The 14,048-nt window shown below is 44.8% G+C and carries 12 protein-coding genes and 4 tRNA genes; all 16 read right to left on the reverse strand.

The genetic code is table 11. The features are described from left to right. Positions 1-395: 395 nt before the first annotated feature. The 16 genes from BN1002_RS21125 to BN1002_RS21200 all read right to left on the reverse strand — a co-directional run bounded on the left by BN1002_RS21125 (position 396) and on the right by BN1002_RS21200 (position 13,746). Positions 396-468 (reverse strand) — tRNA-Phe (locus BN1002_RS21125). Between the two features lie 195 nt (positions 469-663). Beyond that, positions 664-740, reverse strand: a tRNA-Asp gene (locus BN1002_RS21130). Positions 741-751: 11 nt separating this feature from the next. Beyond that, positions 752-823: transfer RNA gene (locus BN1002_RS21135), tRNA-Glu, on the reverse strand. Between the two features lie 16 nt (positions 824-839). Beyond that, positions 840-915 (reverse strand) — tRNA-Lys (locus BN1002_RS21140). A 616-nt stretch (positions 916-1,531) separates the two neighbouring features. Beyond that, the gene (locus BN1002_RS21145) at positions 1,532-2,827 is read right to left on the reverse strand and encodes an adenylosuccinate synthase (RefSeq protein ID WP_048827512.1); all 1,296 of its coding nucleotides are present in this window, start codon (positions 2,825-2,827) and stop codon (positions 1,532-1,534) included. Between the two features lie 168 nt (positions 2,828-2,995). Continuing rightward, entirely contained in the window at positions 2,996-3,550 is a 555-nt protein-coding gene (locus BN1002_RS21150; protein ID WP_048827513.1) for a GNAT family N-acetyltransferase, read from the reverse strand. 59 nt (positions 3,551-3,609) lie between these two features. Beyond that, positions 3,610-4,974 carry a replicative DNA helicase gene (gene dnaB, locus BN1002_RS21155; protein ID WP_048827514.1) on the reverse strand — a complete coding sequence of 455 codons (1,365 nt, stop codon included), beginning with the start codon at positions 4,972-4,974 and terminating at the stop codon, positions 3,610-3,612. A gap of 134 nt (positions 4,975-5,108) precedes the next feature. Beyond that, complete coding sequence (rplI, locus tag BN1002_RS21160) at positions 5,109-5,558, reverse strand: 50S ribosomal protein L9 (protein WP_048827520.1); 450 nt, start codon at positions 5,556-5,558, stop codon at positions 5,109-5,111. Next, positions 5,555-7,528, reverse strand: coding sequence for a DHH family phosphoesterase (locus tag BN1002_RS21165; RefSeq protein WP_048827521.1), 1,974 nt, complete (start codon positions 7,526-7,528; stop codon positions 5,555-5,557). The genes rplI and BN1002_RS21165 overlap by 4 nt, the downstream gene beginning before the upstream one ends. Before the next feature lie 372 nt (positions 7,529-7,900). After that, positions 7,901-8,140: a 30S ribosomal protein S18 gene (gene rpsR, locus BN1002_RS21170; protein WP_043934268.1), complete on the reverse strand. Its 240-nt coding sequence runs from the start codon at positions 8,138-8,140 to the stop codon at positions 7,901-7,903. A gap of 52 nt (positions 8,141-8,192) precedes the next feature. Beyond that, positions 8,193-8,708, reverse strand: a complete 516-nt coding sequence (gene ssb, locus BN1002_RS21175) for a single-stranded DNA-binding protein (protein ID WP_048827523.1) — start codon at positions 8,706-8,708, stop codon at positions 8,193-8,195. A 73-nt stretch (positions 8,709-8,781) separates the two neighbouring features. Continuing rightward, positions 8,782-9,069, reverse strand: coding sequence for a 30S ribosomal protein S6 (gene rpsF / locus BN1002_RS21180; protein ID WP_048827525.1), 288 nt, complete (start codon positions 9,067-9,069; stop codon positions 8,782-8,784). Between the two features lie 198 nt (positions 9,070-9,267). Further along, the gene (gene ychF, locus BN1002_RS21185; protein WP_048827526.1) at positions 9,268-10,368 is read right to left on the reverse strand and encodes a redox-regulated ATPase YchF; all 1,101 of its coding nucleotides are present in this window, start codon (positions 10,366-10,368) and stop codon (positions 9,268-9,270) included. A gap of 161 nt (positions 10,369-10,529) precedes the next feature. Beyond that, positions 10,530-12,542 carry a molybdopterin-dependent oxidoreductase gene (locus tag BN1002_RS21190; RefSeq protein ID WP_048827529.1) on the reverse strand — a complete coding sequence of 671 codons (2,013 nt, stop codon included), beginning with the start codon at positions 12,540-12,542 and terminating at the stop codon, positions 10,530-10,532. A 113-nt stretch (positions 12,543-12,655) separates the two neighbouring features. Next, positions 12,656-12,853, reverse strand: a complete 198-nt coding sequence (locus tag BN1002_RS21195; RefSeq protein WP_048827530.1) for a DUF951 domain-containing protein — start codon at positions 12,851-12,853, stop codon at positions 12,656-12,658. Beyond that, positions 12,853-13,746, reverse strand: coding sequence for a mechanosensitive ion channel family protein (locus tag BN1002_RS21200; RefSeq protein ID WP_442853404.1), 894 nt, complete (start codon positions 13,744-13,746; stop codon positions 12,853-12,855). Before BN1002_RS21200 ends, BN1002_RS21195 begins: the two co-directional genes overlap by 1 nt. Positions 13,747-14,048: the final 302 nt, after the last annotated feature.

Consider the following 14,048-nt stretch of genomic DNA (forward strand, 5'->3'; position numbering starts at 1 on the left):
CCTTGAGTTTTTTCAAAATAAATCTATTTTCCTATTGGGAAATACTAGATTCCTTAATCCTTCTATACTTTACCATAATTTTATATAAATAGATTATAAGTCCTTATAATGTAACAAAAATGTATAATAGCTGACATATAAAGGAAGGTAAATACAGGAATTCCCCTCTATTTTCACAATCCAATCCCAAAATTTATCTAAAAAGCATGTCAAAAAGCCTATAAAACTCAGCTTTTTAAAAGTTTCGACAATTTTCGTAGTGGAAACGACATTTTTTTCACATGACTAGAGAATTGCTGTATATTTTTGGATGTTATATTACAAAACAGTTACAATTATTAAACATTGTTGGGAAATAACAAAAGAGGACAGCCTGCGCTGCCCTCTTTTGTTTATGGCTCAGGACGGAATCGAACCGCCGACACAAGGATTTTCAGTCCTTTGCTCTACCGACTGAGCTACTGAGCCTTATTTAATTTTATATCCTACAGTAGGATCTGCAGGTCCTTCACTCCCATCTCAGGGAGCCTATTCAAGCCGCAGCTCGATGGGTGTGCCGATGCTGTTCAAAGAAGCTAATTCAGCGTGCTCTACCGACTGAGCTACTGAGCCTTCTTTTTTGTGCAAAAACAATCTTAATTATGTTTGGCACTTGTTAAAAAGTGGCGGTCTGGACGGGACTCGAACCCGCGACCTCCTGCGTGACAGGCAGGCATTCTAACCAACTGAACTACCAGACCAATAAAAATAATGACCCCTACGGGATTCGAACCCGTGTTACCGCCGTGAAAGGGCGGTGTCTTAACCGCTTGACCAAGGGGCCATTCACCAAATGTAAATGGTGAGCCATGAAGGACTCGAACCTTCGACCCTCTGATTAAAAGTCAGATGCTCTACCAACTGAGCTAATGGCTCGTACTATGAAATTATCTTTTTGCATGTCTTAAACTCTTTTTTCAGTGGCGACGTTTTTTATAATAGCAAATCTATAAAACATGTGCAAGCAGTTTTATAGATTATTTTTCAAAAGGAGGAAATATCGTTCGTTTTATCCATTCCCTCGGCTTTAATCTTTAAACATTTCTATCTTTAGCCGCATTGAATAGCTTTACTATTAAAAATGTTGCTTTTAGGACCCCAAAAGCTGCTGCGATAAAAGCTTTCAGAGTCTAAACAGATACTTAGTGCCCGAACCACTACTGGCAACCTCGGCTTCGGGCTCTAAACGGGCACTTAGTGACCGAACGACTACTGGCTACCTCGGCTTCGGGCTCTAAACGGGCACTTAGTGACCGAACGACTACTGGCTACCTCGGCTTCGGGCTCTAAACAGGCACTTACAGCCCGAACGGCCACTGGCAAACTGGGCTTCGGGCTCTAAACGGGCACTTAGTGACCGAACGGCTGCTGGCTACCTGGCCTCCAGGCTCTAAACAACCACTTAGTGACCGAACAGACACACCAACGCAAGTCTTCGTACGCCTCTCCATAAAAAAACCCTCTCCTGAAGGAAAGGGTTTTTACCTCGAACTTATATACTCGTTCTCCAAGGGCTTCTGACAACATTCGTCTGGGAACGGTCAGGGCCGACGGAGAAAATGGACAATGGAATGCCTGTTAACTGTGAAATTCTTTCAAGATAATGGCGGGCATTTTCAGGAAGCTCATCAAGGGACTTGCAGCCAGTGATATCCTCGGTCCAGCCAGGGAATTCTTCGTAAACTGGTTCGCATTCAGCAAGCACCTTCAGGCTAGCTGGGAACTCTTCAATGATTTCCCCTTTGTAGCGATAGGCAGCGCAGATTTTAACGGTCTCAATGCCTGTCAGGACGTCAATCGAGTTAAGTGACAAGTCAGTGATACCGCTGACGCGTCGCGCATGGCGGACAACAACGCTGTCGAACCAGCCTACCCTGCGTGGGCGGCCAGTCGTTGTACCATATTCACGGCCGACTTCACGGATTTGGTTGCCGATTTCGTTATCCAGTTCAGTCGGGAATGGGCCATCGCCAACCCTTGTTGTATATGCTTTTGAAACGCCAACGATTTTTGTAATCTTGGTTGGCCCTACGCCCGAGCCAATTGTCACTCCGCCTGCTACAGGATTAGAAGATGTTACGAATGGATACGTTCCCTGGTCGATATCGAGCATGACTCCCTGGGCGCCTTCGAACAGCACACGGCGTCCTTCATCCAATGCATCATTCAGGACAACGGATGTGTCACATACATATTTCTTAATTTGCTGGCCGTATTCATAATACTCGTCTAAGATTTCTTCTGCAGTAAAGCCCACGGTTTCATAAATCTTTTCAAAAAGGCGGTTTTTCTCTTCCAGGTTCCTGGCAAGCTTTTCTTCAAAAACTTCCCGATCCAGCAAATCGGCGATCCTGATGCCTACCCTTGCCGCTTTATCCATATAGGAAGGGCCGATCCCCTTTTTCGTTGTACCGATCTTATTCGCACCTTTGCGTTCTTCTTCAACCTCATCGAGTTTCAAATGATATGGGAGAATTACATGAGCCCGGTTGCTGATGCGCAGATTATCTGTTGATACGCCTTCTCCATGCAAATAAGCAAGTTCCTTGATAAGTGCTTTCGGGTCGACAACCATGCCGTTTCCGATTACACATGTTTTTTCTTTATAAAAAATTCCAGAAGGAATTAAATGCAGTTTATATGTAACACCGTTAAATTTTATCGTATGCCCGGCGTTATTTCCTCCCTGGTAACGGGCAATAACCTCGGCATTCTCCGATAGGAAGTCGGTAATCTTTCCTTTTCCTTCATCGCCCCATTGTGTACCAACTACAACAACTGATGACATACAAGCACCTCCACAAGTGGTTACTTTTTAATATTATGCAACAAACCAACCCAATCTTACCAACTTCGCGAGCAAAAAGTCAAGAAAACACGAACGTTAACTCCGAAATAACTCTACTACGTTCGTAAAATACTAATAATTTACTAGTTTAACAATTCCATGCCGCCTTTACTTCCGGTTCAAATAATAAACCAGATTGTCTGTCCATTTTTCAAATTCAAAAATGAATCCTTTTCTTACACACTCAAACTCCATCCCAACACTTTTTGCCAGCCGCTCTGATGGTATATTATCCACATTGATATGGGCTTCAATCCGGTGATAATCGAGTTTTGTAAAAGCTATGGACAGCGTTTCCTTCACCGCCTCTTTTCCATATCCCCTTCCCCAGAACTGGTTATGGATGGTGTATCCTATTCTTCCCCATTGAAAACCTTCCCTTGCCAAAGTGGAAAAATCAATCGTCCCTACATGCCGGCCATCCTCTTTCAAAAAAAGATCAAGGACATAATCAGAATCGCTTTTTGCCAGATGCTCATATTTATCCACGAGTCTGGAAAACCATTCTTCGGTGCAATCTTCCATATCGATCCGCCCATCATCATATTTATGCTGAGACGGCATTCTGTCATTAAAGCCTTTTAACCAGGCATGGTAATCTGTAACCATTAGCGACCTGATTACAAGCCTGTTCGTTTCTGCGTAAACTGGATATCTCTCCATATGTAAACTCCTTAAATAAAAATTGCCGGCCCTTTAAGAGGCCGGCATAAATAGAAGCGCTAAGCGCCCGGTGGAACCGCAGAGCCGTCAAATCTTGTTTCCAGGTTGACGAATTTATTGTATTCCTTTACGAATGCCAGCTGGACCGTGCCTGTTGGGCCGTTCCTTTGCTTGGCAATAATGATCTCAATGATATTCTTATTCTCTGATTCTTTGTCATAATAGTCATCACGGTATAAGAAGGCAACGATATCGGCATCCTGCTCGATACTTCCGGATTCACGGATATCCGACATCATCGGGCGCTTATCCTGGCGCTGCTCAACGCCACGGGAAAGCTGTGAGAGGGCAATGACCGGAACCTGAAGTTCACGGGCAAGCTGCTTCAGGGAACGGGAAATTTCCGAAACCTCCTGCTGGCGGTTCTCCCCACCCCTGCCGCTTCCCAGTATGAGCTGCAGATAGTCAATCAGAATCATGCCAAGCCCATTTTCCTGCTTCAGCCGGCGGCACTTGGCACGGATATCGGCTACGCGGACACCCGGGGTATCATCTATATAGATGCCTGCCCGTGACAGGCTTCCCATCGCCATTGTCAGCTTGCCCCAGTCTTCATCTGTCAGGGATCCTGTCCTGAGCCTTTGAGCGTCAATATTCCCTTCCGCGCAAAGCATCCTCATTACGAGCTGCTCGGCGCCCATCTCAAGGCTGAAAATGGCAACATTTTCACCTGTTTTAACCGCGACATTCTGGGCGATATTCAGGGCGAATGCCGTTTTACCGACGGAAGGCCGGGCACCAACGATGATCAAGTCATTCCGCTGGAAACCCGCTGTCATCCTGTCAAGCTCCTGGAAACCGGTAGCGATCCCGGTAATGTCGCCCTTCCGGTTATGCATCGATTCGATGTTGTCATATGTTCGGACTAAGACATCTTTAATATTGTGGAACGCCCCTGCATTTTTACGCTGGGCAACTTCCATGATGTTTTTTTCTGCTTCGGATAACAGAAGCTCCACTTCATCTTCCCGGGAGTAACCATCCTGGGCAATAGAAGTCGCCGTCCGGATCAGCCTGCGCAGCAGCGATTTTTCTTCAACGATCTTCGCGTAATACTCAATGTTGGCAGCGGTCGGAACAGATGCTGCGAGTTCACTTAAATAGCTGACTCCGCCTGTATCCTCAAGCAGCTTGGCGGCAGCCAGTTCTTCCGTCACAGTCACCAGGTCAACGGCCTTGCCTTCATCATTCAGTTTTAGCATCATATTAAAAATCTTCTGGTGGGCTGCCCGGTAAAAATCCTCAGGAATCAATATTTCCGTGGCCAATGTTAAAGAAGCCGGTTCCAGGAAAATAGCGCCGAGAACGGCTTGTTCTGCTTCTATATTTTGAGGCGGCATACGATCCGCGAATACATCATTCATTATAAGAACCCCCTGTCCCTAGAGGCAATCATCTATATACACCGCGAAAAAAAGTGACCAGCTGAGCCGATCACATTTTCCGGTTGCTACTCTATTATCTTAACATGTTCACAGGTGAAATCTACCACAAATCGTCAGTTTCCTTCTTTTACATGTACATTTAGCATCGCAGTAACTTCATGGTGAAGCTTTACTGGCACTTTTGTCACGCCAAGTGACCGAATGGCATCCTCAAGCTCCATTTTTCGTTTGTCTATTTTAAATCCATGCTTTTTTTGCAGTTCTTCAGCTATTTGTTTCGTTGTGATGGAGCCAAAAAGCCTTCCGCCTTCTCCGGACTTGGCCGTTAGTTCGACTGTCGTTTTTTCAAGTTTTTCCTTAAGTGCTTTTGCATCCTCCAGTTCCTGGGCGGCTAGTTTCTCTTCTTTCTTTTTTTGCGCGCTCAAGTTGCTCATATTACCCGGATTTGCTTCAACGGCAAGTCCCTGCTTGATTAAAAAGTTATGTGCATATCCATCAGCGACGTTTTTCACTTCGCCTTTCTTACCTTTTCCTTTTACATCCTTCAGAAAAATGACTTTCATTCTTCTTTCCCTCCTTCAAAATAAGTATCTATAGCCTGCCTAAGCATTTGTTCGGCTTCTTCTGCGTCAATATCAGCCAGCTGGGTTGCTGCATTAGTCAGATGCCCTCCCCCTCCAAGGCTTTCCATAATTACCTGGACGTTGATATCGCCAAGTGACCTGGCGCTGATGCCTACGAGGCCATCCTCGCGTCTGGAAAGGGTGAACGACGCCTGAATGCCATCCATGGCCAAAAGGGTATCCGCAGCCTGTGCCAGCATAACCTGGTCATATGCTTCGTCCTCCACACCTTTTGCGATTGCCACGCCTGCCCTGTAAAAATAGACGGATTCAATCAATTTAGCCCGTTTTATATACGTATCGACGTCTTCTTTGAGCAGCTTTTGCACAAGGATCGTGTCTGCTCCCAATGTTCTAAGGTAAGAAGCCGCATCGAAGGTTCGCGCTCCTGTCCGGAGTGTGAAGCTTTTTGTATCAACTGTAATACCCGCCAGCAGGGCTGTTGCTTCAACCATATTGAACTTCCCGTGGTTTGGCTGGTATTCCAAAAGCTCTGTAATGAGTTCTGCTGTAGAAGAAGCGTATGGCTCCATATAGACGAGTAAAGGATTGCTGATAAAATCCTCACCCCTCCGGTGGTGATCGATGACAACTACATCCGGAATCCGGGCGAGTACACGCTCATCAATGACAAGGGAAGGTTTATGGGTATCCACAATGACAAGCAATGTATCCGGAGTTGCCAGCTCTAAAGCCTGTTCAGGCGTAATAAACCGGTCGAACATTTCCGGATATAGCTTTATTTCTTCCATAAGCCGCTGTATACCCTTATCAATCTCATCGAAATTCACGACAATATACCCGTCGCGTTTATTCATTTGGGCAACCTTGCTGATTCCAATCGCCGACCCAATTGAGTCCATATCAGGGAATTTATGCCCCATGACAATGACTTTATCACTCTCTGCAATCAGTTCTTTTAATGCATGGGCAATTACTCTGGCCCTGACTCTTGTACGCTTCTCAATCGGATTTGTTTTGCCACCATAGAATTTCACTTTCCCGGTTGGCTGTTTTATGGCTACCTGGTCGCCTCCCCTGCCAAGGGCAAGGTCGAGGCTCGATTGGGCAAGTGTTCCGAGTTCAGGAAGCGAAGAAACTCCAGCGCCTACCCCTACTGAAAGCGTCAAAGCAAGATTATGCTTTATCGTCATTTCCCTTACTTCATCAAGAATCGTAAAGTTATTTTTTTCAAGCATCTGCAAAATACTTTCATTAAAAACGCCTATAAAGCGTTCAGAAGTAATCCGTTTTAGGAATATCCCATTATCATTCGCCCACTTGTTCAACAAGGAAGTAACCAGATTATTAATGCTGCTTCGCATCTGGTCATCTAGGCCCTGGGTCAGTTCCTCATAGTTATCAAGAAAAATAATCGCAATGACCGTTCGTTCATCCCGGTACATCTTTTCAATCTCCGCCTGCTCTGTAACATCGAAAAAGTAGAGCAGCTTTTCATCCAGTTTATGAATGACACGGAATTTCCTGTTATGCAATGTGATGGTTTCGGTTTCTACTTCCTGCCTGATGAGCGGGATGAGCGTTTCCGCAACATCATAAAGCGATCTTCCAGTTAAGGTTTCCTCATCAAAACAGGAGGCAAGATACGGATTCGTCCATTGGATACAATAATCATCATTGATCAGCATGATACCAATGGGCATTTCCATTAAAGCCTCTTCGCCAACCTTTTTAACCCGGTAGGAGAGTGTGGAGATATATTCTTCCACCTCTTTTCGCTGCCGCCTATCTACCTGCAGCAAATAATAAAGGGCGGCTCCGGCAAAAATGAAGCCTATGATGCTGACAGCCAGATTGTATCGTGTAAGGATGCCTAAAAGCACCGTTGTTATGCAAAGTAATCCATAAAAGGGATAACGTATCGACCGCTTTTCCAGAAATGACGGCATTCTTTCAGCTCCCTGACAGTTTTGTCCCTCAATTTATCTATCGTGCTTTGCCGGGACCAAACTGGCACCCGTCCTGCTAATTTTCAAAATAAGACAACACTTAATTTACTATTAATTATACCCAATATCCCTATCATGAAAAGGGATATGGCTAAACCGCTATTTTGTTCTTCTTTAAGAACATTTCTTCGGTATTTTAAAAAGAGATTCTTCCTTCAATTGTGCAAATCATATATGTATTAACCCTTCTAGTGACTCTTTTTGCCAACGAGCAGAATTATAAGCCTCTCTTTCAGGTTCACTTGATAACCTAAATGATAAAAAAGCAGCAAGGAGTTTTTCCCTGCTGCTGTAAGTGGAGTTTCGTTAAAATTATTCTCCCGATACGTACGGAAGCAGCGCCATCAAACGCGCACGCTTGATTGCAACTGTCAGTTTACGCTGATATTTTGCATTTGTGCCAGTTACACGGCGTGGCAAAATCTTTCCGCGTTCAGAGATGAACTTTTTGAGCAGATCCACATCTTTGTAGTCGATGTGCGTAATGCCGTTAGCAGTAAAGTAGCACACTTTACGGCGCTTCGCACGTCCGCCTTTACGTCCCATTGCCATAGGATTTCCCCTCCTTCAATTTGTTTTTATAGAATACCGAATCGTTTATTGGTTAGAATGGCAGGTCATCGTCGGAAATATCAATCTGTCCGCTGCCAGCGAACGGATCATCATCCATACGTGTGTAGCCCTGCTGTTTAGCTGGTGCAGGCCGTTGATTCTGATTGCCATTTCCAAAAGGGTTTCCTTGTTCTTTTGGAGCATTGCTGTAAAAATCGTTGTTGTCGCTTCTTCCACCTGCCGAAGAACTTTTTGGTTCAAGGAATTGAACGCTTTCTGCCAACACTTCTGTGACATACACACGCTTTCCATCCTGTCCTTCATAATTGCGCGTTTGGATACGCCCATCAACGCCCGCCAGGCTTCCTTTTTTAAGGAAATTGGCTACGTTTTCCGCTGGACGGCGCCACACGACACAGTTAATGAAATCCGTTTCCCTTTCACCCTGTTGGTTTGTAAATGAACGATTGACCGCTAGAGTAAAGGTTGCGACCGGAACTCCATTCGGTGTATAGCGCAATTCAGGATCTTTTGTCAGCCGGCCAACCAGAATGACACGATTCATCATCAGAATCAACTCCTTTTTCCGTACAGGAATGTTTCACGTGGAACACTCTTCCGGATTCCTTTATCTTCAGGGATTATTCTTCTTCTTTAATGACGATGTGGCGAATGATATCTTCGCTGATCTTGGAAAGACGGGAGAATTCTTCTACCGCTGCTGGCTCAGCATTCACCTTTAGGAGTTGGTAGTATCCGTCACGGAAATCATTGATTTCGTATGCAAGACGGCGTTTACCCCAATCCTTTGCTTCTGCTACTTCCGCACCATTGTCAGCAAGAATCGTGTTGAAACGCTCAACAAGCGCTTTCTTGGCCTCATCTTCAATGTTTGGGCGGATGATGTACATAATTTCGTACTTTCTCATCACTGTCACCTCCTTTTGGTCTAAGCGGCCCAATTGGGCAAGGAGCAATTTTTATAATTACTCACAAGGTAAAAGTATACCATACATGACGCCAGTCCGCAACACCTGTTCGAGTACTTCAGGCAAAAGAAAAAGGCGTCCCCACTTTCTTTTCGAAAATGAACGCCTTTCTCTCATGTTACTATTTATCCGAGCGAATTAAACATTAAATCGGAAGTGGATGATGTCCCCATCTTTCACTTCATATTCCTTGCCCTCGAGTCTGACTTTACCTGCTTCTTTAGCGGCAGTCATGGATCCGTTGGCTAGCAAATCATCATAATGGACTGTTTCCGCCCTGATGAAGCCTCTCTCAAAATCCGAATGGATGATTCCCGCACACTGGGGAGCCTTCATTCCTTTTCTGAAAGTCCATGCGCGTACTTCCTGGACGCCCGCAGTGAAGTATGTTGCGAGCCCTAATAGGCTGTAAGCTTTCCTAATTAGCTGATCAAGGCCTGATTCCTCAATCCCTAGCTCGGACAGAAACATTTCTTTCTCTTCCCCGTCAAGCTCGGCAATCTCCGATTCGATTTTTGCGCAGATAACGATTACTTCAGCGTTTTCTTTTGAGGCATATTCACGGACAAGCTGAACATATTCATTCGATGATGGATTAGCGATATCATCTTCGCCTACATTCGCTACATAGAGCACCGGTTTGATTGTCAACAGATGGAGCATCTTGGCGATTTTCAGTTGTTCCTCGGTGAACTCAACTGATCTAGCAGGTTTCTCAGCTTCAAACGCATCACGAAGCATCGCAAGCACTTCAAATTCAGCCGCTGCATCCTTATCTTTTTGCTTGGCAAGCTTCTCAACCCGGCCAATCCGTTTTTCAACCGATTCCATATCAGCAAGTATTAATTCAAGATTAATTGTTTCAATATCCGAAATCGGATCGACTTTCCCGGCGACATGAGTGATGTTATCATCAGCGAAACATCTAACTACCTGACAAATCGCATCTACTTCACGGATATGGGATAAAAATTTGTTCCCAAGGCCCTCACCTTTGCTCGCTCCCTTAACAATTCCAGCGATATCAGTGAATTCAAAAGTTGTAGGGACAGTTTTTTTCGGCTGGACAAGTTCTGTCAGCTTGTTCAATCGATGGTCGGGTACCTCGACAATCCCTACATTCGGATCGATTGTACAAAATGGATAGTTGGCCGACTCCGCGCCAGCCTGGGTTATTGCATTAAAAAGTGTGGATTTTCCGACGTTTGGTAGCCCCACAATGCCTGCTGTTAATGCCATTTTTTCGGTCACTCCTCTGTGATCAGCATAATCTATTGAAAATCGTGTGTTTAAGATGGAAAATCAATTAAAAGCCCTACACAATTATAGGCATTGGCGCTTAAAAAGACAAGGTTGGCTTTTATAAAGAACATATTGAAAGCTGCCGGAAAACCGGCAGCTTAATTAGATGGCAGTTTTTCAATAGCTACAAGGCAGTCATAAAGCGTGCTGCCAAGTCCGTTGTCAGAAGCGAGGCTTGGTGTCAGGCTATTGACTGGTCCGCCGAATTTGCGCCAAATGCCTTCATCGATATTAATCGTGCCTGGATGCATTTTAGCCAAAATGGCTACCGTCCCTGCCACTTCTCCCCGGCCGTTCCACACTCTTGCCCGATCCCCTTCTTCCAATCCATGCCTTTGAGCGATATCAGAGGCGATTTCCACGACTACCTTCGGCTCTTTTGGAAAGATATGATAATGCTGTGAATGGTTAGACCGTAACGGATGGATCGTCAGCAATGAATAAGGATAGTTGTGAGCCAGATTTTTATCTGTCCATTTTGATTCGGCAGGCAAGGAAAGCTTCAAGCTTCCTTCCATCCCCTTTTGCCGGGCGAACGCGGAAGTAAACTCGTATTTACCAGAAGGCGTTTTAAATTTGCGGTCCGCCCAGGGGACTTTAATGACCGGAAGCTCAAATGTATGGTTTTCCTTCAGGCTATCAAGTGTAAGGCCATCTTTATTTAGCGGCTCAAGCAGCATTTCAAGCCATTCTTCCGGAGTATAGGCAAAATCCTCCCCAAAGCCAAGCCGCTTAGCCAGTTCGGTCCAAATCCATAAATCAGGCTTTGCTTCCCCTGGCGGGTCCATTAATTTCGGCGCATAATTCGCATAATGATGGTACATGGATGCATAGTAGAGATCATCTTCCTCAAAAACCGCGGCCGATGGAAGAACATAATCCGCCATTACTGCTGTATCCGTCAAAAACTGGTCAATGACGACCAATGACTCAACCTGTGAGAAAGCTTTTTCAACAATACTGGAATCTGGCACCTGGGTTGCCGGGTTGCCGCATGTTACAAAAACCATTTTAATTTCCGGGTTTTTCTCGGAAAGAATCATTTCTGCTTGTTTCATAATCGGGAATTGGCGGGAAGCTTTTTTCCGTTCAGCGAGGGATAACCTTCCCGTCTGAAAGTTGCGTCCTACCTGGAGATTTGCATAATTTACGCCACCTCCTGGTATCCCGATATTTCCGCTGATTGCAACTAGCGCATCAATGAATCTGATTGTATTTCCGCCATTCCTATATCTTTGCATTCCCAGGCCGATATAAGTGGACACTGGGCGGTCAGAATAAATAGCGGCCAGTTTTGTGATTGTTTCAATTGGAATTTCAGCCATCTCACTGATTTCTTCAAGTGTTATAGTATTCAACAAGTTTTCAACTTCACTATAGCCTTCTGTATATCCCTCGATAAAAGCGCGGTCTTCCAGTCCGAGCCTAAGCATTTCTTTTATAATTCCGGCGGCAAGCATGCCATCCATTCCAGGCTTTATCGAGATATATTCATCCGCCAGCTTGGCAGTCGCATTGTAAATCGGATCGATGACATAAATCTTGATTCCTTTTTTCTTTGCCTCGAGCAGGCTTTGATAAAAGTGAAGATTCGTCCTGGCGGCATTCCTTCCCCAGACGATGATGTGCCTGCTGTTTAGCAGGTCACCCGGAGCGTGGCTGAGTGCATCGCCGAAGTCCCACATCTGGGCTTCAATGCCTGCCCCCCAGCAAAGCGAACCGACAAGCTCCGTCACACCTCCGTACGCATTAAAGAACCTCTGGTCAAGACTTGTCAATACTCCGCTGTTGGCATAGTCATGGCTGTGCAAAACAGCTGTCGAACCATATTTCTTTCTTATCTCATCCATTTTACCGGCTATTTCATCAAGTGCCTGTTCCCAGGAAATCCGCACAAACTCGCCGTTTAATTTCTTTAACGGATAAAGAAGCCGATCTTCCGCTTCAATTCTCTTTATCAAGGAACGGCCACGGCCGCATATTTTCCCTTTTGTAATAGGATGGTCGGGATCGCCGTCTATTTGTACGATCCTTCCATTGTCCATGGTAATCTGGAATCCGCAGCTATCCCAGCAATTCAAAGGGCACGCTGATTTAACAATCGTTTGCAACTCCCCCACCCCCGAAGAATTTATATATCAACCGTAAAGCTTATTTTAAATGAAATCTTTAGTTAATCTAAATATTAGAATAAACTATTTTTGCCAAAAAAAGAAGCATGGAATTATTCCTCATGCTTCACCAGAATCTTCTTCATCTTCCTTGCAAACTCCCTGCGGGGGATAAGGACACTATGCGAACAGCCTTCACATTTAATCCTGATATCCATCCCTATACGTATGATTTTCCAGCGGTTCGTACCGCATGGGTGCTGCTTTTTCATCTCGACTACGTCATTCAGCCCAAACTCTTTTTCTTCCATCAGCTTTTCCCCCTATCATCAATCTGGCCGCCGCTATTTCCTTTTGAATACATGACCACCCTCGGATATGGGATATCAATGCCATGAGCGTCCAGTCCCCGCTTGATTTCTTTTCTAATCATCCTCGCAATCGCAAAATGTTTCATAGGCTTTGTTTCCGCGACTACCCTTAACGTGATTTCCGCCGGGCCGACATTTTGGACGCCAACCAGTTCCGGGGGATTGACTAAATCCTCATATTGGCTGGAAAGCTGTTCAATGATTTCTCTAATGACATCTTCTGCCTTGTCGATATCTTCTTCATAGGCGATGCCAACATCAACGACCGCCATGCTGTTATTAAGGGAGTAGTTGGTTACTTGTGTAATACTTCCATTCGGCAAAATATGAAGCTCTCCTGTCCAGCTTTTAATTTTGGTAGTCCGGAGGCCGATTGAGTCTACCGTACCTTCAAATTGGTCAATTTTGATATGGTCGCCAACAGAAAACTGATCCTCAAAAATAATGAAAAATCCGCTAATCACGTCTTTTACAAGATTTTGCGCTCCAAAGCCGACAGCAAGCCCTACAATCCCCGCGCCAGCCAGCATTGCTTTCACATCAATGGTCAGTTCCGTAAGGATCATCATAAATGCAATGAAGTAAACTGCATAAGACAAAATGTTGTCAAGAAGCTTAACGAGCGTCGCTTCTCGCCTTTCCCTTACCCTGAGAGGCATCTTCATCCGCATTTCAAACGTTTTATGGATGGCAGCCTTACCTACTCTGATCAAAATCCCTGAAATGATCAGGATTAGGACAATCTTGATGGCTCCCTCACCAAGGGCCGCCCATTTATCTTCATCCATCAATCTAGCTTGTACTTTATTCCATATTCTATTAAACGAATCCACTTTTTCACCGCCAATTTTTCTCAATCCATCTTTATTTTATGGATTAGGACAATAATTTTCAACTTTTCCACCCGTTTTCTAGTTCTTTCCTCCTGCTAAACAGCCATTCATGCATCTTTCTACCCTGTTTAGTAAAAACCTATTACAGGTATGTATAGATAACGAAATATATTCGTATAATGATACTATTCTTCAAATCTGCACTATTCCCGCAAATGCCGGATCCCCCATAAGAAAAACATCAATTACATGAGCAATCACACATGAATGCACTGTAAGCTTTCAGTGAAGGAGTGGGCTTT

This window comes from Bacillus sp. B-jedd, from assembly GCF_000821085.1.
GTDB lineage: Bacteria > Bacillota > Bacilli > Bacillales > Cytobacillaceae > Bacillus_D.